The sequence below is a fragment of the Polaromonas sp. P4_F4 genome (assembly GCF_056401355.1).
On record NZ_JBFUJO010000040.1, the window covers coordinates 1 to 22587 of the forward strand.

Consider the following 22587-nt stretch of genomic DNA (forward strand, 5'->3'; position numbering starts at 1 on the left):
CGGTAAAGCTGGTGCGGTGCTTGGACACGCCTGGGGCGAAGTCCTTTACCGAGATAAGCCCCGACTTCGCGAATCACCATAGGGGCCAGCAAGGCGAGGGTTCTGAAAGCCGCTTTGCAACGAAAAGGCCGGATATAAGCAAGCAGTCAATCCGCCCGGCCAGAACTTCCAATCAGCACTTGCCTCACGGAAGGCGTCCATATAAGCACCGCAGGCTGCCCGCAGCGAAGCGAAGGGACGCAGACAGCAGGGTCGCCTTTTCTTTTGCTTACTTTTATTTTGGCGAAGCAAAAGAAAAGTGAGTAGCCGCCGGGCTACCCCCGGCCAGCCGCCCTCAGCAGCGAACCCGGAGCAAACCAAAAGCCCGCAACAAACTCACTCCTTTACCCGATTCACCAAAAACACCCCAAAAATAGCCAACCCCCCACCGGCCAGCAAGCTGGCACTCAAAGGCTCCCCCAAAATCAGCCACCCCAGCAGCACACCAAACACCGGCACCAGGTTATTGAACACCACGGTGCGCGCCGCGCCCAGTTGGCGTATGCCTTCGTAGTACCAGACAAAAGCCACCGCCGTGCCCAGCACGCCGAGGAAGACCAGGCCTGCCCACACCTCCGGGGTGAACGACCCGGCATGCACGCTGGAGATGTCGCGCAAGGCCAGCAGCCCCAACAACAGCGTGCCCCAGATGGCCGCCCACAGCGTGGCCAGCAGGGGCGACAAGCTCTGCAGCAGTTTGCGGCCCAGCAAGGTGTAGACGGCCCAGGCGCACACCGCGCCAAACATCGACAACTCGCCCTTGCCCAGCGATTGCATGATTTGCGAGAGGTCTCCGCGCGTGACGACCACCCACACCCCCAGCAGCGCCAGGCCCACACCCAGCCAGCGCATTGCCGAGAGCCGGTCGCCCAACAGTGCAGCGGCAAGCAGCAGCGTCACCACCGGGTTGAGCGCGATGAGGAGCGAGGTGCGGCCTGCCGGCAGCACCGACAGCGCAGTGAAAAACAGCAGGTTGTAGATGAAGATCCCGGTGGCGCCGAGCGCCAGGGTGCCCAGCAGCTGGCCGCGCGTGACCTGCGTCATGGCGCGCAGGCCCTGGGTGAAATGCAGCGCCACCAGCAAGGCCAGGGTGGCAAACACAAAACGCACGAAGCCCGCGGTGGCCGGGGGCAGATGGGCCGAGATGACGCGGCCGGCGATAAAAGTCCCGCCCCAAAGTATGGGCACGCAAGTCAAACGGAGGTAAATACCCAGCAGCTTGGTGCCGGCAGGCGCCGCGCCGTATGTGGCGGCAGGTTGCGCGACGGCGGCAGCAGTGGAAGCCACAGCGGGTGGGGTGGTGGCAGTCGTCATGGTGGTTCTTGTTGGTGGAAAGCGGTGAAGGGGGTGAATGGAGTAAATTGATACATGAGATTAATTGTTAAATTGCTCACTATCAAATGAGCATTCATTCATCATGAAATCATGACCCTGGCCCAACTCGAAGTACTGATCACCCTGGACGAATGCCGCAGCTTCTCGCGCGCGGCCATGCGTCTGGGCACGACGCAATCGGCCGTCAGCCACGCCCTGCGCGCACTGGAGACGCAGTTCGGCGTGAAGCTGGCGCTGCGCGACGCCTCCGGCGTGGCCATGACAGACGCCGGTGAGCGCCTGCTGCTGCGTGCCCGCGAGATGACGGCCCTGGCGGCCACCATGACTCAGGAGCTGGGCGATGCCCGGGAGCTGAAAACCGGCACACTGCGCATCGGCTCGTTTGGCCCGACTTCCACCGTGAACCTGTTGCCGCCCCTGCTCGCGGCGTTCAAAAAGCGCCACCCGGGTGCGCAGGTGCGCATAGAGGAAGAAAGCGACGAGGTGGTGGACGACTGGCTGCTGCAAAAGCGCGTGGAGCTGGGCTTTGTTGTGGTGCCTGACGAACGTTTTGAAGTGCTGCCGCTGGTGCAGGATGAGTTCGTCGCCATCCTGCCGGCAAGGCATCCGCTGGCCAAACACAAGGCCGTACCCATCAGCGCGCTCACCGGCCTGGACTTCGTGCTGACCGAGGCCGGCTGCGGCCCGGTCATCGTGCCCATCCTCCAGAAAAACATCGCACTGCCCAAGGTGCTGTATCACTTCACGCAGGTCATCTCCATCCTGCAGTTTGTGCAGCGCGGTCTGGCGGTATCGGTGGCGGCCCGCCTGGCGCTGCCTGACGCACCCAAAGGCGTGGTTTACCGACCCCTGCTGCCCGCGCAGCCGCGCACGGTCGGGCTTGCCTGTCTGGATGCGGCCAGGCTGTCGCCGCTGGCACGTGCATTTTGGGACTTGGCCGAAGCGCAGAGCAAGGCTTGAGATCGTGCCATTTCGCTATCTATTTGATAGCTGCTTGATGGCTTTTTGCGCCTGCTGTTGTTGGGCTAGAAGCACTTTGGGTTCGAACTTGGCCCGCTTGGTGCTGAAGAAGGCCTTGACGTTGCGCACATTGGCGTCGCTGGTAAAAAGCCGCTGTGCCAGCGCCAGGTAGCTGGGCATGTCGGCCACATGCACCATCAGCACAAAGTCTGGCCCCGGGGACACCCGGTAGCACTGCTGCACGGCCTCATCGGCCGCGACCCGCAACTCGAATGCGTCCAGATGCTCGGCGCCTTGCCGGTCGAGTGTGATCTCGACAATGGCGGTCAGGCCGTGCCCCAGCAGGGCCGCAAGCTTGTCGCCGCTGAGCAAGGCCACTTCCCGCTCGATCAGGCCCGCATCGCGCAAGCGCTTGACGCGGCGCAAACAAGTGGGTGGCGAGATATGAACGCGTTCGGCCAAAGCCTGGTTGCTCAGCGATGCATCGGTTTGCAGGCTTTCCAGCAGCTTCAGGTCTACTTCTTCAATGGATATTTGTTCCATTAAATTAATGTAAATGAAATTAAATTTAAATACATGACTGTTGCGAAATTAAATTCCATTTTCTGATAAAAATCAATCACATAAGAAAACAACAAGCACGTAGCATCGAGACATTGTTTTCAGGAGGAGACTTCCATGTGCGGCATCGTTGCGTCGGTTTCGACAAGAAATATTGTTCCCATCCTGGTGCAGGGCCTGCAGCGGCTGGAATACCGGGGTTATGACTCCTGCGGGATCGCCGTGTATGCCGATGGCCTGAAGCGCGCGCGCAGCACCTCGCGCGTGGCCGAGCTGCAAAGCCAGGTCGACCACGATCACCTCCAGGGCAACACAGGCATTGCCCACACCCGCTGGGCCACGCACGGTGCGCCCGCGGTGCACAACGCCCATCCCCATTTCAGCCACGGCAACGGCGCCAACCCCGCCGGCCGTCCCGGCAAGGTGGCGCTGGTGCACAACGGCATCATTGAAAACCATGACGAACTGCGCGCCTCGCTGCAGGCCAAGGGTTACGTGTTCGACAGCCAGACCGATACCGAAGTCATCGTGCACCTGCTGGACAGCCTGTATGACGGCGACCTCTTTGAAGCGCTGAAGGCGACCGTGGCCCGGCTGCATGGCGCCTATGCGATTGCCGCCTTCTGCAAGGACGAGCCGCACCGCGTGGTGGGCGCGCGCGCGGGCTCGCCGCTGATTCTTGGCGTCGGCAAGGGCAACTCCGAAAACTTCCTGGCCAGCGATGCGATGGCATTGGCCGGCGTGACCGACCAGATCGTGTACCTGGAAGAGGGCGACATGGTCGACATGCAGCTGGGCAAATACTGGGTGTTCGACCGCCAGGGCAAGGCCGTGCAGCGAGAGGTAAAAACCGTGCAGGCGCACAGTGGCGCCGCAGAGCTGGGGCCGTATCGCCACTACATGCAGAAGGAGATTTTCGAGCAGCCGCGCGCCATTGCCGGCACGCTCGAAGGCGTGCACGGCATTGTTCCGGAGCTCTTTGGCGATGGGGCTTACCGCGTGTTCAAGGAGATCGACTCGGTGCTGATTCTGGCGTGCGGCACCAGCTACTACAGCGGCTGCGCGGCCAAGTACTGGCTCGAATCCATCGCCGGCATCCCCACCCAGGTGGAAGTGGCCAGCGAGTACCGTTACCGCACCTCGGTGCCCAACCCCAGGTCGCTGGTGGTCACCATCACGCAAAGCGGCGAGACCGCCGACACGCTGGCGGCGCTGCGCCACGCGCAGAGCCTGGGCATGCAGCACACGCTGACCATCTGCAACGTGGCCACCTCGGCCATGGTGCGCGAATGCAAGCTCGCCTACATCACGCGCGCCGGTGTTGAAATTGGCGTGGCTTCCACCAAGGCCTTCACCACCCAGCTCGCCGGCCTGTTTCTGCTGACGCTGGCGCTGGCCCAGAGCAAGGGCCGGTTGAGTGAGGAAGCCGAAGCGGCACACCTCAAGGCCATGCGCCACCTGCCCGCCGCCTTGCAGGCCGTGCTGGCACTGGAGCCGCAGATCATCAGCTGGTCAGAAGATTTCGCCAAGATGGAAAACGCGCTGTTTCTCGGCCGTGGCCTGCACTACCCGATTGCGCTGGAAGGCGCGCTCAAGTTGAAAGAGATCAGCTACATCCACGCCGAGGCCTACCCGGCCGGCGAACTCAAGCACGGCCCGCTGGCCCTGGTGACCAGCGCCATGCCCGTGGTCACGGTCGCGCCCAACGATGCCCTGCTGGAAAAGCTCAAAAGCAACATGCAGGAAGTCCGCGCCCGCGGCGGCGTGCTCTACGTACTGGCCGATGCCGACAGCCACATCGAAAGCGGCGAGGGCCTGCACGTCATCCGCATGCCCGAGCACTACGGCGCGCTCAGCCCGTTGCTGCACGTGGTGCCGCTGCAGCTGCTGGCGTATCACACGGCGTGTGCGCGGGGGACGGATGTGGACAAGCCGAGGAATCTTGCAAAGAGCGTGACCGTCGAATGACGGTCACGGTGCGCGCAAGCGCTTATTCCGCGCAATTAAAGTCGTAAACAGGTTAATAAAGTCGTAAACACGGCTCTAGCATCCATGCGGGTTTCCGGGCTGTTGGATATTCGAGACGGATTTCTAAAGTCGTAAACACGTACATTCGAAGGAGCTCTTTTTCTAGCAATGGCTCCCCACGACCGAAAAGCGAAGTAGCGCTATTAGGTTGAGCGGGATTTTTCGTTGAATCGAGTTCATGCCTAGTGGCTGTACTCGGGTCCCCCAGCATGCAAAACGATCCTTCGCACAAATGGTTCCGCGATTTGACCGTTGAAGCAGTAGCTGAAACCAATCTGCTTCGGTAGCAGTTGGGGCTTCCGGTCGCCGTAGCGGAACTTGCATCTGAGCGGCCACGACTGCTGCACACATCAAATTCCACCGATGAAGCGACTCAAAAACGCCCGGGTCCGCGGATGCTGCGGATTCGCCAACACGGCCTCGGGCGGGCCTTCTTCCACCACGATATCGGTGAGTCTGCGATTGGCAGTGGAGCTGAGAAGCTCAGGAGGCTCGGCCGCCGACTCGTCACGAGGCGGTGACGAGTCGGCGGAACCGAGGCTAAGAGACCGAGACGCTTACTTTTTTCCCAGATAATCCAGCTCAGGCACGCCGCTATTGCCGTCGGCATAGGCAGCTTGGAAGCTGGGGCGTTGCTGCCAGCGCTTCCAGTACGCATCCAGATGCTCGAAACGCTCGTCCAGCGGTGTGGCGTTGACCGGGAACTTGGAGAACGCGATCGCGGTTGCCAGCGTCATGTCCGAGAAGGTGGGCTCGCTCCCGCCGAGCAGCCATTGGCGACCGTCGGACAGATGACGGTTGACCAGGGCGGCGTGCGCCAGCGCTTCCTTGCGGCAGTGCTCACCCCAGGCCTCGTTCTTGGTCAGTTCCAGCTTGAATCCAAGCCCGGTATGCAGCACATGGAACGCCGTGACGATCCGGTAGAGGATGTGTACCCAGATGCGGTTGTCCCACATGTTGTCGAGACCTTGCTCCAGCGCGTTCTCGCCCATGATCTTGCGCCCTGGGTAGGCCTGGTCGAGATAGCGCACGATTGCGGCCGTCTCGGAAATAAAGCTGCCATCGGCCAGCTCGAGAGTAGGAGTCTCGCCCCACGGATTCATGTTCAAGTGGCGCCATCCCCGCTGTTCGCCAACCGGCGCCATATCGTAGATGGTCTCATCGAACTGATTGGCGATGCCCTTTTCATGCATGAACAGGCGCAGGCGCTGTGGGTTCGGGAACGCCGAAGGCGAAGTAAAGAGGTTCAGTTTGGTCGTCATGTTAATAGTTCCTAGCTGGTTAATGATGCTTGCATTTTTTACCTACCAATTAGTAGATAGATGAAGAATAGTGGCCAACACGCACGACGTCAAGAACTATCTGTCACTTGATAGGTAAGTAATTGTAAAGAAGAAAGACGCTTGCCGCTGCCAATCATGAAGCCCTGCAAGCGACGGGCAACGACCTTGGTCCCCGGCCACGAATCGCTACCGCTAGCTGTTTACTCGCAACGCAGACGCTTTCCACAGACTGCGGTTGAGGTGCGCCCGCGCGACTTTGACCTGCGAGATCTCGCGTTTGCTGACCAATTCAATTCAGCAAGCTTGGTGGCATCAAGACGACGGGCGGCGAAATTCCAGCCGCCAATCTACCTATCACAAGGTAGCTCTTGACCTATAATGCGATCTTGACCCTACGAGTTAGTTGGTAGGTTAGTTCTGACTATTGGAATTGTCGTCAACGCCCCTTAGTTGACAGGAAAGGCATTGAAGTGAACTCGAACATGCGGGAAGCTATTTTGGCGGCCGCCCGAAGAGCTGCGCAATCTCGTGGCTACAACGGCCTGAACTTTCGCGATCTCGCCCAGGAGGTGGGCATCAAGTCCGCGAGTATTCACTACCATTTCCCGACTAAGGCCGACCTCGGTACAGCCGTCGCCAAGCGTTATTGGGAGGACGGAGCGGCTGCCTTGGAGGCCATTTCGGCCGAGAACCCCGACCCGCTCGACTGCGTGCGCAAATACCCCGATATTTTTCGCAGGTCGCTAGCAAGCGACAACCGACTGTGCCTCAGCAGCTTCATGGGGGCGGAAACCGAAGACCTGCCTGACACGGTGAAGAAGGAGGTCCTGGTTTTTGCAAATGTCAACGTGGCTTGGCTGAGCAAGGCACTTTCCGCTGCGGGCCTGGTCCGTCCCGAGGACAGTGAACAGCGCGCGCGCGCCATCTTCGCCGCCCTCGCCGGTGCTCAACTCTTCGCGAGAAGCCGCTCGGATATCTCGATCTTTGACGCGTTGATAGCCAACTATCGCGCGGTGGGGCTTCTGCCGACGCAGCCATAGGCCGAATTTTCAGTAAATATCAGGACGAGGTGTTGAATTCCGTCGAAATCTGACCCACTGGGGGTGCGGACAATAACTTGGACTGGTTTATGCCGTAAGTCCAAGTATTTGTCCGCACCCCCAAGCTTCATGTAATGCCTTTCCCTGTATCAAAAGCCGGGATATGCTCTCGACGACTTTGCGTCGATCGCGCAGATCGGTGTTTCGGGATTTGTGATCGTTGCGCATCCTTCAACCAATTTCAGGACATTGGCTGACATGCTGAGCGTGGCCCGTGCCAAGCCGAACTCGATCTCGTTCGGAACCGGCGGCAATGGCCATCCGGCGCATCTCGCGGCCGAGCTGCTGAAGGACCGCGCCAAGGTCTCCATGCAGCACGTTCCGTACAAGGGCTCGGGCCCGCTCACGTCTGATCTGGTGGGCGGTCAGTTACCGGTCGGCGTCATCTCCACTGTTGCGGCTCAACCCTTCGTCGCCGGGGGGCAGCTCATCGGACTTGCGGTGACTGCCAAAGAACGCTGGCCCGATTTACCGAAGGTTCCGACGGTGGAGGAATCTGGTTTTCCGGGCTACGAGTACAGCGCTTGGATCGGCGTGCTTGGTAGAGCGGGAATGCCGGAAGCCGAGATTGCGAACCTTGAGCGACAGCTGCTCGCGATCTGTGCAACCGAAGAAGTGCGCTCAAAACTGTACAAGCAAGGAATTGTCCTGGTGCCGAAGGGGAGAACCGACTTCAAAACGGTGATTGCCCATGATGCCGTCATGAACCGTGACCTTGTCAAAACTATCGGCGTGAAGTTGGACTGACGCGCGATTTCCTCGCGACTGGCGCGACGGCATGGCTGCTTAGGGTCGTCGCGCCAGTCGGCACTGAGGCCGATCTACTTAGGTCGCAAGATCGCAAGCCGGCCCTACCTTACTTCAGAATGCCGGCAGTCTACCCGCGCGCCAGGCAGCGCCCATCGCGTCCTCGTAGGCAACGATTTGCTGTCGTTGCGTGCCCAGCAGTGTGCTGCCCAGGGTCATCACATCGCCGACCTTCAGGAACACTGGCGGCTTTTGGCCGAGGCCTACACCTGGAGGCGTCCCCGTTGGAATCACGTCTCCAGGTTGAAGCGCCATAAAGCGACTGAGGTAAGCCACTATGGTGGCGACGCCGAAAATTTGGGTGCGTGTATTGCCGGTCTGTCTGCGAGTGCCGTTCACGTCGAGCCAGAGATCGATGTTTTGCGGGTCCGGCACTTCGTCAGCCGTCAGCAGCCACGGGCCTAGCGGCGCATAGCCGGGGTGGCTTTTGCCTTTGGTCCACTGGCCCTCCATTTCGATTTGCCACGCGCGTTCCGACACGTCATTGCACAGGCAGTAGCCAGCCACATATTGCAGCGCTTCTGCTTCACTGACATGCCATGCCGGACGCCCGATCACGATGGCTAGTTCGACTTCCCAGTCAAGCTTGACTGAGCCCGGCGCGATGATGACCGGATCGTTGGGGCCAGCGAGCGCGCCGGTGTGCTTGTTGAAAACGATCGGCTGTCCGGGAATGGGGGTGTTGGTTTCTGCCGCGTGGTCGGAGTAGTTCAGGCCGATGCAGACGACGTTCGGGACCTGGCCTACGCAGGCGCCAAGTCGCGTATCAGCAGGAACGGCGGGCAAACTGGACGTGTCCAGGGCGCGCAACTTTGCAAGGCTTTCGTGCGAAAGCGTTGGCCCGTGAATGTCGCTCACAACGGAAGACAAATCGCGCAAAGTGCCTTGGGTATCGATGAGGCCGGGTTTTTCGGAGCCGCGGGGACCGAATCGAACGAGACGCATGGGAGTCCTTTTAAAAAATGTGTTGTATGTCTAACGCGTTATCAAAGCTGCTCAATGCTCAGTGCTAGCTCGCCAAAGTCTCCGTAGCGCAGCACGGCCGGGCATTCAAATGGGAGCTCAATCACGCCCGCCAGCGAGCCGGTAATGACTACCTGCCCGGCCTCCAGGCCTGTGCCTCGGCTTCGCAAAAATTCGGCGAGCCAGTAAAGCGGCAAGCGCGGGTCACCATTGGGGTGGGTGGCTTCATATTTAGCGTCCTCACCGCCCGACACGGAGAGCCCAATCTGGAAAGGACCCGGGAAGGGTTCTTGGGCAAGATCGATGTTGACTCTTGGCCCTAGCACCACGCTTTGGTTCCACAAGCTGTCGGCCATCAGTTCAGGGCCGCTCGCCTCCGCGGGATCGGCATAGCGACAGCCCAGCACCTCGACGGCAAGACGCACACCGCCGATGGCGGCATTGACATCAGCAGGGGTGTAGGGAGCGTCTCGTGGCGGCAGGCTTTGCTTGAGCTCGAATGCCAGCTCGGGCTCGACACGCGCCGCACCTTTAGGACCTGCAGGCGCGGTTGCAACGCCGCCGGATGACCTCACGTCGTGCAGCGCGGCGACAATCCAGAGATTAGCTGGCGGTAGCGCGCATTTCCAGCCCGCTACCGGACTGCCGCGCATTTCGCTGATGCGCCGCTGGATGCGCCAGCCGTCTTCTGGAGTTGCCGGTCGTATGCTGGTTTCCAGCCTTTTGCCAGAGCGTCCTGCCGACTGAAGTGCGTGCAGGTAACGCGCGGCGGTTTCGATAGCGGTTGGATTCATGATCGTGCCGCCAGTCCCACCTGTCCTGCTGCATTCACCAGAACTGCGCAGCACGCCGTGACTGAAAAGGATTGCGCTGATTTCGTCGCAACAGTCCAAGCGCCGCTCGGGCCATCGACACATTTGATCTGGATACCGTTCATTTGTCCGTCTACTTCTGATGAGTGAAAGTGTTTTGATCCGTTACCCTGGGTGCACCCAGGGAATGTCATGACTCACAGCGCGCTCGAACTGGCGTCGTCTGGATTTCGACTCGGCTACCAAGCCAGTGTCGAACTCTCGCAACAGTGCATCTCGCCGCACCTTTGCTGCCGCCGCATTCCTGGTCTTCACATGACCGAACCCGAGCACTGTCTGGGGGAGGCGCGCAATGTGCAGACCCGTTGGTAGGCGCTCCGACGTCAGGTGCTCGACGACGTCTCGCATCGTGGCCTCGTACTCGCCGATCGCTGCCCTCTCGACGCTTCGCTTCTCGGTACATTCGAACATGGCGAAGATGCTGCGCCGAAGCCGACGTGTCCGCGAAAGCACGCGGTGACCAACGTTCTCATACTCGACCTTGTGGGTCATAAGCTTGTAAAGACTGGTCGCCACCTCGCGAGCAAGGCAATCTCCGCCAGTTGAACTCCCTTCAACAGCCGCAATCTCGCGAACATAGGCTTCGAAGCGCTGCGCGTAGGCCGCGTTCTGATAGTCAGTAAGGCGCTTTGTGCGGTCCTGAATCAGGGCCTCCAGGCTAGGCGTGAACTGAGACATTGAGAAGAGTGCAGTCTTTAGTGCACCGTCTCGAGCCGTTCACCCGAGTCCCCGTGAAAAAGATGCAAATGCGCGTTGTCCGCACCCAGGCGCACGTGGTCACCGGGGCGCACGCTGACCCGTTCTCGTAGCACGCAGGTGAGCTTTATGCCGCCTGAGTCAACGAGGAGGTGCGTCTCCGAGCCGGTGGACTCCACCACCAGTACTCGGGCCTCTACGCCTGCATCACTCAGCCGCAGGTGCTCAGGCCGCACGCCCAGCGTGAGGGCCTGGCCGCTCGTGGCGGGCACGTGGGGCACGTTCCAGTGGTTGCCCGCGTTGTCTATAACGCCTTGGCCATTCACCTTGACAGGCACCAGGTTCATCGACGGCGAGCCGATGAAGGCGGCAACAAAGATGTTGCGCGGCCGGTCGAACAAATCGAGCGGTGTGCCCACCTGTTCCACGATACCGTCGTGCATAGCCACGATTTTGTCCGCCATGGTCATGGCCTCGATCTGATCGTGTGTGACATAGATCGTCGTCGCCTTCAGGCGCTGGTGCAGCTCGCGAATCTCGGCGCGCATTGCAACGCGCAGCTTGGCGTCCAGGTTGGACAGCGGTTCGTCAAAGAGGAAGACCTGCGGGTCGCGCACGATGGCACGGCCCATTGCGACGCGTTGGCGCTGGCCGCCGGAAAGCTGCTTGGGTAGCCGGGTTAGCAGTGGCTCAAGCCCGAGGATCTTTGCTGCCCGAGACACGCGCTCCTCGATCTCCTGCTGCGGCGCATGGCGCAATTTCAGCGAGAACGCGAGGTTGTCTGCGACCGTGAGGTGAGGGTACAGCGCGTAGTTCTGAAAAACCATGGCGATGTCGCGATCCTTGGGAAGCAAGTCATTCATACGGCGCCCGCCGATGCGGATTTCGCCGCCATCAATCCCTTCGAGACCTGCGATCATGCGCAGCAGAGTGGACTTGCCACAGCCTGAGGGGCCGACCAGCACGACGAATTCGCCGTCGCGAATGGCTATGCTCACACCGCGGATGATCTGCGTGCTGCCGAAGGACTTCGCTACGTCCTGGATTTCAACTGTTGCCATTTTGGTGTCTCATCTTTCAAAAAGTGAAGTTGTTATCGCGAGAAGTCAGCCGCGTGCTGCTGCACATGTTTCCGGTCTAACGGGGAGTTGTGATCGCTCATCCCGCTTGCCAGGCGGTCTTGAGTCGCGTGTATTCATGCCGGTAGCGGCCGACCGAAGCCTCCCGTAGTGCATTGGTCTTTTTCAGCAGCTCCAGGGGGGCATCGAAAGCCTGGACATCGCATCCCTCCAGCAACAGCACCCAGCGAGCGGGTGTCAGCAAGTCCTTGCGGCCCTTGCTTTCGGCGGTTGACTGGCTTGAAACGCCAGCATCCGATCCCAGAAGATGCGCACCACTGATGCGTGGCATCTGGGCCACCGCCTCCAGCGTCGACGTGAGAAGTGATACCGAACTCTGTTGAGCATCGTCTCCGATGTCAAATCGCATGGTCATCAGCGCGCCACCCGAGCCCACGCCGTGGCTGGCCACCACGCGCGTGAGAGAGCGCGTGGTCGTCTGAAAATGTGCGGTGGTCGCACGCGTCCAGGCCGTGGGTTCGTTCAAGCGCGAAAGATAGTCGCTGCTCTGGATGACCTGAAAGGTCGATGTTTCGTAGAGCGTAAAGAACTCTGGCTGCGTCGCCTCGTCGGCTGCCCGATAGCGGCGCCCCCGCACAAAGCCGGGAATGCCGACGCGCTCGGGCATGTGCTCGTGCAGATGCCAGGCGTAAAACTCTGCGCGGCCGGCCTCGGCGATGTCATTCCAGATGGCCACTGCACCTTCACCTGCCAGCATTTAAATTCTCCTTGGACGTTGTTGCGAAACCGGTGTTGCGCACGTGGAGCGCGACGTTACCGATCCCTTCGAAAACACACTGCAGTCGTTCACCGGGCCGTGCACGATGGACGCCTGTATGTGAACGACCAAAAAAGATACGGGAAGCAGTGCTAGCGCGGGCAGCGAGATTGGCGTAGTCCCTACCGGTATCGACGTGGCTAAAGACTGCTTCAGCCATTTGATGCTTTCGATGGAGCCAGCCCCATCGTTTCCATGATCTTGCGGCTGGGCCATAGGTCGGCAATTTCCGCCGCCGTGGCTTTCACGTCAGGCGCGATAGCGGAAAGCTGCGCTGCCGGGAGCCTGGACACGGGACCTGCTACGCTGACCGTACCGATCGCGCGGCGGGTTTGCGGGTCAAAGATGGCGCAACTTACCGCGCACGTGCCTGGCTCCCCTTCCTCGATGGAAGTGCCGTAGCCGCGCTCGCGCGTCAGCGCGAGCTCCGCAAGCAAGCTAGCCTCGTCACGCACGACCGGCCGGCCGAATCGGGTAGGCACGACGAAGCCGCGCGTCTTTACCAGTGCCACGGCCTGCGCTTCCTCCAAGGTCGCGAGCCAGGCTTTGCCCGTTGCCGTGGCGTGCAGCACGACTGTTTGCCCCATATCAGGGTCGTATCGCAAACCGGACATCGAACCCTGAGCCCTGGCTATCCAGATCAACGCATCGTTTTCCACGAGTGCCAGGCGAACCAACTCACCTGTGCGCGCGGCCAATCGATCCAACGACGGCTGACAAATTTCCGTAATGCCCGATGCTGCAAGAAACCGAAAGCCAATCGCGGCTAACTTCACTGTCATGCGGTAGCGCTGGCTGTACTCGTCCTGCGTGACCAGCCCGCGCTGAACCAGGATGGTCAGCAGCCTGTGCACCGCGCTCTTGGGCAGGGTCAGCCGACGCGAGATATCGCTGATCGGCAGTCCATTGGGGTGGTCGGCAAGCAGCGTGAGGATGTCCAGCGTGCGCTCAACCATGTCACCAGTAGCCATTAAAACTCCATTTTCTAGAACGATGTCCCAGTTTATCGCTCAGAAAGGCATGGATATACCGGGTTTTCCCCAGTGACTCGCCTTCATGAGGCGAATAAAGTGGATCACTGTTCCAGAAAAGAAACCGTCATGAGCACCACATCCTCTAGCAACATCGCAAGCGCGACGCAACCTGGTCCTCGCCCGCCAGGCTTCTGGGCCGGATTTTTATGGTTCGCGCCAGCAGTCGCCATGCTGTTGGCCGTCACCTTGTATCCGACGGGCATGGTCCTCTGGTTGAGCGTCCACCGCACGCGCCTCTACGAAGTGGTGGCGGGCGTGGGTCTGGCGAACTACGTTACCGTCCTCACATCGCCCGCTTTCCTTGAACTCAGCCTCAACTCGCTTCTATATGTCAGCGGGGCGCTGGCCCTGGTGCTGCCGATGGGTTTGGCCAGTGCACTGGCTCTGCAGAACCTCGCCAGCTCCGCAGCGCTCGTGCGCACATTGCTCCTGCTCCCTTGGACGCTGTCTATGGGTGTGGTGGGCTGCTTCTGGTTATGGTTGCTTAACCCCTCGTACGGGCCCATCAGTTATCTGATGCGGTCGCTGGGCGTCGAGCCCGGACTTATGCTGGGTGAACCATCGCTGGCACTCATTCTCGTCATCCTGGTCACCGCATGGTGGTCATTCCCCTACGTGATGGTGATGATGAGCGCGTCGCTGCAAAGCATCCCGGCAGAGTTGTACGAAGCGATTGACATCGATGGTGGCGGTTTGCGCGCGCGCCTTCGTCACGCGGTCTGGCCGCACATCGCGCCCACGCTGGGCAGCACCGCGCTGACATTGGGCATCGTTTATCTCACCCTGATCACGATGATCCTGGTGCTGACGGGTGGCGGGCCGATTGGCACGACTGCCACCTGGAGTTTCGAAGTGTTCTCCAGCGCGTTTCGTTCCGTGGATCTGTCGCCCTCATCCGTCATTTCCGTCGTGGTGTTGATCGTCAACCTTTTCCTCGGCTATCTCTACTCCCGGCTCACTGGCCGAGTCGCGGGCTAAACATCATGCACATTCATCGTTCGGAAAAAGTTCTCTCCTGGACCGTAGTGACCGTTTTGGCGCTCACGGTGCTCATTCCACTATCCTGGGCAGTCTTCACCTCGCTAAAGAGTGAGGCCAGCGTCATGGCGTACCCGCCCACCTTCCTGCCCACTGACCCGAGTCTGTCTGCTTACAAGACGGTGTTCCTGAACCAGACCTTCGCCTCCGATCTCTTCAACTCGGTCTTCTATTCGCTCGCCGCGGTGGCTCTCGCTGTGCTGCTTTCCGCGCCCGCGGGCTACGCCGCGTCCCGCTTCGAGTTCCGGGGAAAACGCGCGGTGATGCTGCTGATTTTGTCGACGTCGATGATCCCTGCCGTCGCCTTGCTGGTGCCAACTTACTATTTGCTGGACAAACTGGGCTTGTTGAACAATCCCGTGGTCATCATCGTGCTGCAGGCCGCTCGACTGGTACCCCAGACCGTCTGGTTCATGCAGAACTTTGTGGATGCCGTTCCGCGGGAACTTGACGAGGCGACGCAGGTTGATGGCGCCAATCACTGGCAGACGTTCACCAAAATCATCTTGCCCCTGGTTCGGCCGGGCATCGCTGCCAGCGCCGTGATTGGTGTCATCACCACATGGAACGACTACATCACCGTGGCGGCATTTGCACCCGAAGTGGCTTACCGGACGCTGCAGGTTGCTCTGGTCAATCAGGTCTTCGACAGCATCGGCATCACCTGGTCTTACGTCATGGCCTTCGCCGTAGTCTGTTCCATCCCCATCGTCGCGATATTCATCCTGGCACAGCGATGGTTCATCAGCGGCCTGACGGCTGGCGCGGTTAAGGGCTGACCAAAAAGCCAAGCATTCGAATCACATAACTTGATCACTTAGGAGACGACATGACTGAGCAGAAACGCACGAACATAAACGAACAGCAATCAGCGCCTGGCACGAGCCGACGCACATTTGTCGCTGGTGTGGCCGGAGTGGCCGCAGCGCTGGGCGTACCCGGGGGGCGGGCCTTTGCACAGACCACCGAGACCGTGACCTACAACACCTTCCTCGATCCAGGTAACCTCAACGATCCGCGCGCAGTGGCGCAAACGCAGATGATCGCGGCCTTCGAGGCCAGCCAGCCGCGCGTGAAGGTGCGCGTGGTGGTGGACCCTTCCGGCCAAAACGGCGTTCGCGCAGCGCGTTCCAAAGCAGACAGCCCTGATGTCATCCGGGTCACCAATTTCCAGATTCCCGAATACGTATCCACCGGCTCGATTCTCTCGATCGACGAGCTGGTCGCCCGCGACAAGGTAGACACCAAGGACTGGCTGATCAGCATGGATCAGACGCGCTTTAACGGCAAGCTATGGGGCCTTCAGCAGGACTTTCGCATCCCGATCTTCGTCTACCGCAAGAGCAAGTTCGAAGAAGCGAAGGTTGCGCCCCCGCGTACTTACCAGGAGGCTGCCGCACTCGGGAAGGTGCTGACCAAAGGGAATCAGATGGCCTACGCCGTGCCTGTCGGTGCAGCCGGCGGTATCGGCGGGGCGCAGGCGTTGGTGGAGTTCATGGTCAGCTCCCTGGTAGCGGGAAACAGCGAGCCTTTCTTCGTGCCGAGTGGCCGCGAGATGGGCTTCAGCGAGCAGCGGCTGTTGCTGGCCGCCAGCGTCGTGAAGGACCTGTACGCGAAGAAGGCTGCAACGCCGGTCAGCTTGCAGTTCTCCTACAACGAGGTGCAGGACGGGCTGCGCGCGGGCACCGTCGCCTCGGCCACCTTCGGGCTGTTCCGCTACCGCGGCCTGAAGGCTGCCGTGGCCAACGACCTGGCCTGGGCGCCAGCGCCATCGGTGGCAGCCAACGACAAGCACGCGGTGTATGGTTTTCAGCTGTGCATCAACAGCAATTCGCCACGCCAGGGCGGCGCGTGGGAGTTCGTCAAGTTCATGGCCAGCCCCGCAGCTCAGGCGATCGCCGCGCGCGGCGGTGAAGTGGTAGCCCGCGCCAGCGCCTACAAGGATGCGTACTTCAAGTCGCCGGAAGCCGAAGACCAGTTGGGCTGGAAGGCGCTGGTGGAGTCACGCGGCCGGATGGTGAACTATTCAGTCATCCAGTCCACCTTCAACCAGATCTGCGGCGAAGCTTTCCAGCGCATGATCCTGCGTGACCTGCAGCCGGCGTCTGTGGCGCTGGAGATGCGTACCCGGTACACAGACGCGCTCGCCAAGACGTGATGCCCCATATCTCGGGAACCACGCGGCTGTATGGTTTGGTTGGCGATCCGCTGACCACAGCCAAGTCGCCCGAGTTATTGAACCGGCTGTTTACGGAGCAGGGCGCAGATGCGGTCTGCGTCCCATTTGGCGTCAAGGCTGATGAGCTCGCCGCCTTTGTCACGGGTGCTCGAACGGTAGGAAATCTCTCCGGTTTGCTGGTCACCATGCCTCATAAGCAAAGGATGCTCGACTATGTCGACGAGCTACATCCGACCGCGCGTGAAGTTGGCGCCATCAACGTTATCCGCTGTAACCCTGACGGTCGCTGGGTTGGCGCAATATTTGACGGCCTGGGTTGCGTTCTCGGTATGGAGTGGGAGGGGCTCCATCCCGCAAACAAATCCGTGCTGCTCATCGGCGCCGGAGGAGCAGGCAGGGCCATTGCGTTCGCGGTCGCGTCTGCGGGTGCCCGGTCCCTCACCGTTTTCGATGTTGACCGGGTTCGCGCTGAGGACCTGGCCAGGTCTGTCGCCGTCGCAACCGATTGCCCGGCGAAGTTCGGCGCGCCAGATCCACACGAGTTCGAAGTCGTCATCAATGCCACAGCGCTGGGGATGAAGCCCGGCGATCCGATGCCCGTGGATGCCGCCCGCCTTGCCCCCGGCAGCATCGTCGTCGACATCGTCAATTCCGTTGAAGCTACACCCCTTTGTCGTGCTGCCAGTGAACGGGGGTGTCGTACCCAAAGCGGACGTCCGATGCACGAAGGGCAGGCAGTGCACGCCTTGCGCTTCCTGGGCTTCGGTTACGTGCCTGAAGGCAGGTCAATTCAGAGGTCTTGAACCGCGTTCTGCACCATCTAAAGCCATTACGCCTTAAGCCATGAAAACACATCGTGATCGTTCGAATGGATGAATGAATCACGAATTCGGTACCAGGAGAACATGTATGAAAGTTGCAATACTCGAGGCGAACCACTGGCACGTCCCGCTCTATCTCGATTCGCTTGAAGCAAACGGTATTGAAGTGGTGGCAGTGTCCGATTCGGACACCGTCAAGGGCCAGGCCATTGCGACGCGTTTCAAGACCAGGTTCTACGCATCCAGCCGCGAACTGCTCGACAGCGAGACGATCGATTTCGCCTTTGCATTCGGTCGGCACTCTGAAATGCCCGCGCTTGCGGAAGAGCTGATCGCACGAAGAATTCCGTTTGCGCTTGAAAAGCCCTGCGGCATCAACATGTCTCAGGTGACGCGGCTACGTGAATTGGCCGAAGCGGCAAACGTCTATTGCGCTGTACCGTTCATTTTCCGCATCAGCGATTTGCTTGGCGCTGTCAAAGGAATCGAGGGCACTATTCCCTCGGCCTTCAACTACATGTCGGTTCGCTTCATAGTTGGTGGGCCGGACCGTTATACCTCCTCCGGTTCGGGTTGGGCAATCGATCCAAAATATTCTGGAGGTGGATCGACTATCAATGTCGCCACTCATTTCATTGATTTCTTCAGATTGATAACGGGTAAGGACGTCGTTCGAGTCTCCGCCATCATGAATTCCCGAACCCATCATGGTGATGTCGAGGACTATTCCCTGCTCACAATGCAAACGGAAGATGGCGTTACCGGGCTTGTAGAAACGGGATATAGCTTTCCCAGCACTGCTGACGAGCAGCGTGAATTTTCATTCACGTTTTCATCCGACCGCATGTATGCGAAATCCGGCCCAGACCGGATTGAGATTCGGGATCGGAAAGATATCAGCGGAGGTACCCGGAGCCTGCGCCTCCGGCTCGAAACTGACGTGTACTACCCACTGTTCGTGAAGCAGGTTCTTTCTGAATGTCGCACGGGAGCCAAACCAATTGCCTCATTGCGAGATGCCGAAGCTGTGATGCAAGTCATGGACGCGGCATACGCCTCGGCCAAGCAAAACGGGGCACCGCAAACCCTTGTGCCGCTTATTGCAACCTCTGGCGCCCGTCGGTGAACTAACCAGGAGATCTCACTCATGAGATATCGCTATCTCGGTCGGACGGGCGTTCAGGTCAGCGAATACATGCTTGGAACCATGAGTTTCGGCGCCGACGGGAACACCGATGAGCGCGAATGCATCAGCATTGTTCATGGTGCGCTCGACAGCGGAATCAATTTCATCGACACCGCCGACACGTACTCTCACGGTGAAGCGGAGGACATAGTCGGCAAAGCACTCGCCGGTCGCCGCGACAAAGTTGTCCTCGCGACCAAATTCAGACTGTCGGCGGGCGAGGGTCGAAACGACCAGGGTGGGTCGCGCTACTGGATCATGAAGCAGGTCGAAAACAGCCTGCGGCGGCTCAAGACCGACCATATCGACTTGTATCAAATGCATCGCCCGGATCTGCACACCGATCTTGAGGAGACACTTGGCGCACTCAGCGATCTGGTGACGCAGGGCAAGGTCCGGTACCTCGGATGCTCGACGCTTCCCAGCTGGTATCTCGCAGAAGCACAATCGGTCAGTCGGTTAAGCAAGCTGTCGCGTTTTGTCAACGAGACCTCGCCGTACTCTCTTTTCCAGCGTGCCGTTGAGCGAGAGACATTGCCGGCCGTTCAACACTACCGGATGGGGTTCACCGCCTGGAGCCCCTTGAATGGTGGATGGCTGACCGGAAAGTACAGCGCCGGCGGCACGGCCCTGACCGGGTCCCGGGCGGACCGTGTCAAAGGTCAGTGGGGAAAGCACTACCCCATTCTGCAATCCCGCTTCGACATGGAGCGACCGGGCAATCGCCGCAAGCTTGAATTGCTACCCGAACTCGAATCAATCGCCCGGCAAGCAGGTCTGTCTCTCATGCACATGGCACAGGCGTTTCCACTGGCACACGCAGCAGTGACGTCTGTGATCGTGGGCCCTCGTACGATCGAGCAATTCAATGGGATGAAAGCTGGCTTCGACACGGAACTTGATGCGTCGATCCTCGACCAGATCGATGCGCTCATCCCTCCTGGTGCCCTGATTGAGGAGGCGGATCGCGGCTACGTCTCGCCCTGGCTGGAGCCAGAGGTGCGTCGCCATGGTGGAACCAATTCGGGCAAGGCTGCATAGACCCCGCCAGCGGGGCGGCGACCTACTTTGAAACGTCATAGTGCAACAACGAGGAATCTGAATGCGAGTTCTTGTGACTGGAGTAAGCGAGGGCATTGGTGGCGCAATCTGCCAGCAAATTGCCAGGAGGCCTGAGTCGGCGATCGCAATGTGCGTACGAAAAATTCGCGAGCCGATAGAAACACTCGCCGAAGAGCTACGACATGAAGGTTGCGATGTACTCATTCTGGAGGGCGATCTTCGAGATCCCGCAGTACCTGAACGCTTCGTTAACACCGCCGCTGAAAGGTTCAAGGGGCTCGATGCAATCGTTTCCAACGCGGGGGCCGTTGATCCGACCTCGCTGGAGGACATGTCGCTTGAGGTTTGGGAAGACATGTTTGCGCTGACATGCCGCGCAAGTTGGCTTTTCGCCAAAGCGGGTTTCCCGCACCTCAAGGCGTCACAAGGCGCCTTTGTCGGCATCGCATCGCAATCTGGCGTTCATCCGCACCGGCAGACCGGCGCGTACAGCGCGGCTAAGGCGGCCCTCATCATGCTCTGCAAGCAGATGGCGCTCGAGTGGGGAGAACACGGCATTCGCGTCAACAGTGTTTCTCCCGGAATGATCATGACGCCGATGACTCGATCAATTTATGAAGACATGGCTATCACGCGGCAGCGTGAGGCTATCGTTCCCTTAAAGCGGATCGGGGCCCCAAGCGACGTTGCTCGCACAGTCGATTTCCTGATAGATCCGGACAATCGATACATTACCGGCGAAAACATCATGGTGGATGGGGGGCTGACGCTTTCGGTCCTGGACCGCATTCCCGGAATAGCCCGCCGCAAGGAGGCTGCGTCGTCGTCCGGGTCGACAAATCATTAGGAAGTGTGATGACTTCGTTCCCACCGAGCGCAAAGCTTCCAATCGCGGTAATCGGCGCCGGCGCCATCGGACGCAAGCATGTGGAGCGCGCACTGCGGCACGATGCAGTGCAAGTCGCAGCAATTGTCGATCCAACACCCGAGGCGCGCGCTTATGGCTTGTCGCTGAACATACCGTGCTATCCCGACCATCATGAGATGCTGGCTAAATGCCGCATCGGCGGAGCCATTGTGGCCACCCCAAATGCGACCCACGCTGACATCGGCATTGCATGTTTTGACGCTGGCGTACCCGTGTTGATGGAAAAGCCGGTGGCCGAAAGCGTAGAGCAGGCCCAACGACTATGTGAGCGAGGAGAGCAGCTCGGAATACCGCTTCTTGTCGGTCACCAGCGCCGGCACAATCCGATTCTGAAACGGGCGCGCGAACTGATTGCGAACGGTGTGCTCGGCCGCCTGGTATCCGCCACTGCCATGGCCGTATGGTTCAAGCCAGATAGCTACTTCGAGCCTGAGTGGCGCCGCGAGGCTGGTGGCGGGCCGGTGCTGATAAATCTGGTTCACGACATCGACGTCCTCCGCTTCCTGCTCGGTGACGTGGTGAGTGTGCAGGCGACCATGTCAAATCAGGTGCGCGGATTCGAGGTTGAAGACACGGCCGCCGTAATGCTCACTTTCGCCAACGGCGTTATCGCAGCGATGAGCGTGTCAGATGCGGCGGTATCACCGTGGAACTGGGACCTTGCCGCTGGGGAGTCGGACTACTTCGTCCAGCAGGACGTCAACTCTTATTACATTAGTGGCACACATGGTTCGCTAGCGCTTCCGCGGCTCGACATCTGGCGTTACGAAGGCGCGCGCGGTTGGCAGGACCCTTTGACGCAAGAGCGCATGGCGCTTCATCGAGTCGACCCTTATATGGAACAGTTACGTCACTTCCGTGCAGTGGTTGAGGGAATTGAGGTTCCTCTGTGTACCGGTCGCGACGGATTGCGGACGCTTGAAGTAACTTGCGCAGTGCAGATAGCGGCCGACACCAGAAGGTCGGTGAGCTTACGCGACTCTCCCGGCAAACACTGAGCGGGCTTGCACACTTGACCTCAACCCTCAGGTCTAAAGCTGTTTACGACTTTAAGTGTGACTGTTGCGAAATCGGAACACTCGGAAGGGGCATGGATACTAGGCCCATGTTTACGACTTTAATTGCGCGGAATAGCGCTTATTATTCCGCGCAATTAAAGTCGTAAACAGGTTATTAAAGTCGTAAACACGCTTGTAAATGTGAGAGGCCGAGCGACCGTTTTCGTGGGAATTTCAATAATAGGCCCGGACTGTTTACCAAATCTTGGGAAGTCCTTTTTTGAACGAAGACTTGTATGACCTTTGCCAAATTCACTAAGTGCCTTATCGGCGTTGTTCTGCTGTTGTTTGCTCTTTGCGGGTTTGCCGGTGAGCCGACACTGCAATCAGTGCAAACTTTCTCTGCCACCGAGAAAATTAAAAAGGTGATCTTTCTGTATGAAGAAAAGAATTTCCACTTCAAAGAATCGCGGTATGTAGGGTACCCATCTTTATTAAACAATCCCAGGGCGTACTTGGGCGATACAGGGTTTCCAGGATTCGGTGATCTGCTGGTGACCCAAGCCAGCGCGTCCTTTGCGATTTTCGGGCTTTCGGTCATTCACTCCGGATACGCACCAGAAGGCCGGCTTAAGGACTACCAAAAAGAACTGCAGGATCTGCTGGGATCTGATTTCCAGGATTCGGTCATCATCGTTGTGACGCCATCGTCTGCAAACATGGCGGGTAGCCCCATCGAATACCGAGAGAGTCTTGGATTTACGGCATAAACCAGTCCAAGTTATTGTCCGCACCCCCCTC

The 22587-nt window shown here is 59.4% G+C and carries 22 protein-coding genes; 13 read left to right on the plus strand and 9 right to left on the minus strand.

The genetic code is table 11. The annotated features are described in order from the left end of the window. Nucleotides 1-375: 375 nt before the first annotated feature. Entirely contained in the window at nt 376-1353 is a 978-nt protein-coding gene (locus AC1DUR_RS24535; RefSeq protein ID WP_477717532.1) for a DMT family transporter, read from the minus strand. 111 nt (nt 1354-1464) lie between these two features. Here AC1DUR_RS24535 and AC1DUR_RS24540 point away from each other — a divergent pair, with 111 nt between their 5' ends. After that, nucleotides 1465-2334: a LysR family transcriptional regulator gene (locus tag AC1DUR_RS24540; RefSeq protein WP_477717533.1), complete on the plus strand. Its 870-nt coding sequence runs from the start codon at nt 1465-1467 to the stop codon at nt 2332-2334. Nucleotides 2335-2349: 15 nt separating this feature from the next. Here the strand turns inward: AC1DUR_RS24540 and AC1DUR_RS24545 are convergent, their stop codons facing one another. Then, nucleotides 2350-2877: an Lrp/AsnC family transcriptional regulator gene (locus AC1DUR_RS24545; protein WP_477717534.1), complete on the minus strand. Its 528-nt coding sequence runs from the start codon at nt 2875-2877 to the stop codon at nt 2350-2352. A 135-nt stretch (nt 2878-3012) separates the two neighbouring features. Between AC1DUR_RS24545 and glmS the strand changes: the two genes are divergently transcribed. Beyond that, on the plus strand, nt 3013-4863 hold the full coding sequence (gene glmS, locus AC1DUR_RS24550; RefSeq protein WP_477717535.1) for a glutamine--fructose-6-phosphate transaminase (isomerizing): 1851 nt from the start codon (nt 3013-3015) through the stop codon (nt 4861-4863). A gap of 617 nt (nt 4864-5480) precedes the next feature. Here glmS and AC1DUR_RS24555 read toward each other — a convergent pair. Then, nucleotides 5481-6185, minus strand: coding sequence for a glutathione S-transferase family protein (locus AC1DUR_RS24555; protein ID WP_477717536.1), 705 nt, complete (start codon nt 6183-6185; stop codon nt 5481-5483). A gap of 503 nt (nt 6186-6688) precedes the next feature. On the opposite strand from AC1DUR_RS24555, the gene AC1DUR_RS24560 reads away from it, so the two are divergent. Further along, nucleotides 6689-7246: a TetR/AcrR family transcriptional regulator gene (locus AC1DUR_RS24560; protein ID WP_477717774.1), complete on the plus strand. Its 558-nt coding sequence runs from the start codon at nt 6689-6691 to the stop codon at nt 7244-7246. Nucleotides 7247-7390: 144 nt separating this feature from the next. Continuing rightward, a complete protein-coding gene (locus AC1DUR_RS24565) occupies nt 7391-8053 on the plus strand; it encodes a tripartite tricarboxylate transporter substrate-binding protein (protein ID WP_477717775.1) in 663 nt (220 codons plus the stop codon). Nucleotides 8054-8167: 114 nt separating this feature from the next. On the opposite strand, the gene AC1DUR_RS24570 is transcribed toward AC1DUR_RS24565, so the two are convergent. From AC1DUR_RS24570 to AC1DUR_RS24595, 6 genes are all read right to left on the minus strand, one after another. After that, nucleotides 8168-9058, minus strand: a complete 891-nt coding sequence (locus AC1DUR_RS24570) for a fumarylacetoacetate hydrolase family protein (RefSeq protein WP_477717537.1) — start codon at nt 9056-9058, stop codon at nt 8168-8170. A 41-nt stretch (nt 9059-9099) separates the two neighbouring features. Continuing rightward, the gene (locus tag AC1DUR_RS24575) at nt 9100-9870 is read right to left on the minus strand and encodes a hypothetical protein (RefSeq protein ID WP_477717538.1); all 771 of its coding nucleotides are present in this window, start codon (nt 9868-9870) and stop codon (nt 9100-9102) included. A 183-nt stretch (nt 9871-10053) separates the two neighbouring features. Next, a complete protein-coding gene (locus AC1DUR_RS24580; protein ID WP_477717539.1) occupies nt 10054-10626 on the minus strand; it encodes a DUF6537 domain-containing protein in 573 nt (190 codons plus the stop codon). A 17-nt stretch (nt 10627-10643) separates the two neighbouring features. Beyond that, entirely contained in the window at nt 10644-11705 is a 1062-nt protein-coding gene (locus AC1DUR_RS24585; protein WP_477717540.1) for an ABC transporter ATP-binding protein, read from the minus strand. Between the two features lie 97 nt (nt 11706-11802). Beyond that, nucleotides 11803-12480 carry a hypothetical protein gene (locus AC1DUR_RS24590; RefSeq protein ID WP_477717541.1) on the minus strand — a complete coding sequence of 226 codons (678 nt, stop codon included), beginning with the start codon at nt 12478-12480 and terminating at the stop codon, nt 11803-11805. A gap of 212 nt (nt 12481-12692) precedes the next feature. Further along, nucleotides 12693-13511, minus strand: coding sequence for an IclR family transcriptional regulator (locus AC1DUR_RS24595; protein ID WP_477717542.1), 819 nt, complete (start codon nt 13509-13511; stop codon nt 12693-12695). A 129-nt stretch (nt 13512-13640) separates the two neighbouring features. Between AC1DUR_RS24595 and AC1DUR_RS24600 the strand changes: the two genes are divergently transcribed. The 9 genes from AC1DUR_RS24600 to AC1DUR_RS24640 all read left to right on the plus strand — a co-directional run bounded on the left by AC1DUR_RS24600 (nt 13641) and on the right by AC1DUR_RS24640 (nt 22556). Further along, nucleotides 13641-14552, plus strand: coding sequence for a carbohydrate ABC transporter permease (locus AC1DUR_RS24600; protein WP_477717543.1), 912 nt, complete (start codon nt 13641-13643; stop codon nt 14550-14552). A gap of 5 nt (nt 14553-14557) precedes the next feature. Then, on the plus strand, nt 14558-15391 hold the full coding sequence (locus AC1DUR_RS24605) for a carbohydrate ABC transporter permease (protein WP_477717544.1): 834 nt from the start codon (nt 14558-14560) through the stop codon (nt 15389-15391). Nucleotides 15392-15441: 50 nt separating this feature from the next. Beyond that, nucleotides 15442-16770 (plus strand): ABC transporter substrate-binding protein, encoded by a 1329-nt coding sequence (locus tag AC1DUR_RS24610; RefSeq protein WP_477717545.1) that lies wholly within the window; start codon nt 15442-15444, stop codon nt 16768-16770. Continuing rightward, nucleotides 16770-17594: a shikimate dehydrogenase family protein gene (locus AC1DUR_RS24615; RefSeq protein WP_477717546.1), complete on the plus strand. Its 825-nt coding sequence runs from the start codon at nt 16770-16772 to the stop codon at nt 17592-17594. The genes AC1DUR_RS24610 and AC1DUR_RS24615 overlap by 1 nt, the downstream gene beginning before the upstream one ends. 106 nt (nt 17595-17700) lie before the next feature. Continuing rightward, nucleotides 17701-18738, plus strand: coding sequence for a Gfo/Idh/MocA family protein (locus tag AC1DUR_RS24620; protein ID WP_477717547.1), 1038 nt, complete (start codon nt 17701-17703; stop codon nt 18736-18738). A 21-nt stretch (nt 18739-18759) separates the two neighbouring features. Beyond that, complete coding sequence (locus AC1DUR_RS24625) at nt 18760-19839, plus strand: aldo/keto reductase (RefSeq protein ID WP_477717548.1); 1080 nt, start codon at nt 18760-18762, stop codon at nt 19837-19839. 61 nt (nt 19840-19900) lie between these two features. Further along, complete coding sequence (locus AC1DUR_RS24630) at nt 19901-20707, plus strand: SDR family NAD(P)-dependent oxidoreductase (protein ID WP_477717549.1); 807 nt, start codon at nt 19901-19903, stop codon at nt 20705-20707. A gap of 8 nt (nt 20708-20715) precedes the next feature. Further along, nucleotides 20716-21786 carry a Gfo/Idh/MocA family protein gene (locus tag AC1DUR_RS24635; RefSeq protein ID WP_477717550.1) on the plus strand — a complete coding sequence of 357 codons (1071 nt, stop codon included), beginning with the start codon at nt 20716-20718 and terminating at the stop codon, nt 21784-21786. A gap of 296 nt (nt 21787-22082) precedes the next feature. Further along, nucleotides 22083-22556: a hypothetical protein gene (locus AC1DUR_RS24640; protein WP_477717551.1), complete on the plus strand. Its 474-nt coding sequence runs from the start codon at nt 22083-22085 to the stop codon at nt 22554-22556. Nucleotides 22557-22587 lie beyond the last annotated feature (31 nt).

Coding starts and splice junctions, on each gene's coding strand:
- AC1DUR_RS24535 (WP_477717532.1), bottom strand. CDS start 1,353: ATGACGACTGCCACCACCCCACCCGCTGTGGCTTCCACTGCTGCCGCC.
- AC1DUR_RS24540 (WP_477717533.1), top strand. CDS start 1,465: ATGACCCTGGCCCAACTCGAAGTACTGATCACCCTGGACGAATGCCGC.
- AC1DUR_RS24545 (WP_477717534.1), bottom strand. CDS start 2,877: ATGGAACAAATATCCATTGAAGAAGTAGACCTGAAGCTGCTGGAAAGC.
- glmS (WP_477717535.1), top strand. CDS start 3,013: ATGTGCGGCATCGTTGCGTCGGTTTCGACAAGAAATATTGTTCCCATC.
- AC1DUR_RS24555 (WP_477717536.1), bottom strand. CDS start 6,185: ATGACGACCAAACTGAACCTCTTTACTTCGCCTTCGGCGTTCCCGAAC.
- AC1DUR_RS24560 (WP_477717774.1), top strand. CDS start 6,689: ATGCGGGAAGCTATTTTGGCGGCCGCCCGAAGAGCTGCGCAATCTCGT.
- AC1DUR_RS24570 (WP_477717537.1), bottom strand. CDS start 9,058: ATGCGTCTCGTTCGATTCGGTCCCCGCGGCTCCGAAAAACCCGGCCTC.
- AC1DUR_RS24575 (WP_477717538.1), bottom strand. CDS start 9,870: ATGAATCCAACCGCTATCGAAACCGCCGCGCGTTACCTGCACGCACTT.
- AC1DUR_RS24580 (WP_477717539.1), bottom strand. CDS start 10,626: ATGTCTCAGTTCACGCCTAGCCTGGAGGCCCTGATTCAGGACCGCACA.
- AC1DUR_RS24585 (WP_477717540.1), bottom strand. CDS start 11,705: ATGGCAACAGTTGAAATCCAGGACGTAGCGAAGTCCTTCGGCAGCACG.
- AC1DUR_RS24590 (WP_477717541.1), bottom strand. CDS start 12,480: ATGCTGGCAGGTGAAGGTGCAGTGGCCATCTGGAATGACATCGCCGAG.
- AC1DUR_RS24595 (WP_477717542.1), bottom strand. CDS start 13,511: ATGGCTACTGGTGACATGGTTGAGCGCACGCTGGACATCCTCACGCTG.
- AC1DUR_RS24600 (WP_477717543.1), top strand. CDS start 13,641: ATGAGCACCACATCCTCTAGCAACATCGCAAGCGCGACGCAACCTGGT.
- AC1DUR_RS24605 (WP_477717544.1), top strand. CDS start 14,558: ATGCACATTCATCGTTCGGAAAAAGTTCTCTCCTGGACCGTAGTGACC.
- AC1DUR_RS24610 (WP_477717545.1), top strand. CDS start 15,442: ATGACTGAGCAGAAACGCACGAACATAAACGAACAGCAATCAGCGCCT.
- AC1DUR_RS24615 (WP_477717546.1), top strand. CDS start 16,770: ATGCCCCATATCTCGGGAACCACGCGGCTGTATGGTTTGGTTGGCGAT.
- AC1DUR_RS24620 (WP_477717547.1), top strand. CDS start 17,701: ATGAAAGTTGCAATACTCGAGGCGAACCACTGGCACGTCCCGCTCTAT.
- AC1DUR_RS24625 (WP_477717548.1), top strand. CDS start 18,760: ATGAGATATCGCTATCTCGGTCGGACGGGCGTTCAGGTCAGCGAATAC.
- AC1DUR_RS24630 (WP_477717549.1), top strand. CDS start 19,901: ATGCGAGTTCTTGTGACTGGAGTAAGCGAGGGCATTGGTGGCGCAATC.
- AC1DUR_RS24635 (WP_477717550.1), top strand. CDS start 20,716: ATGACTTCGTTCCCACCGAGCGCAAAGCTTCCAATCGCGGTAATCGGC.
- AC1DUR_RS24640 (WP_477717551.1), top strand. CDS start 22,083: ATGACCTTTGCCAAATTCACTAAGTGCCTTATCGGCGTTGTTCTGCTG.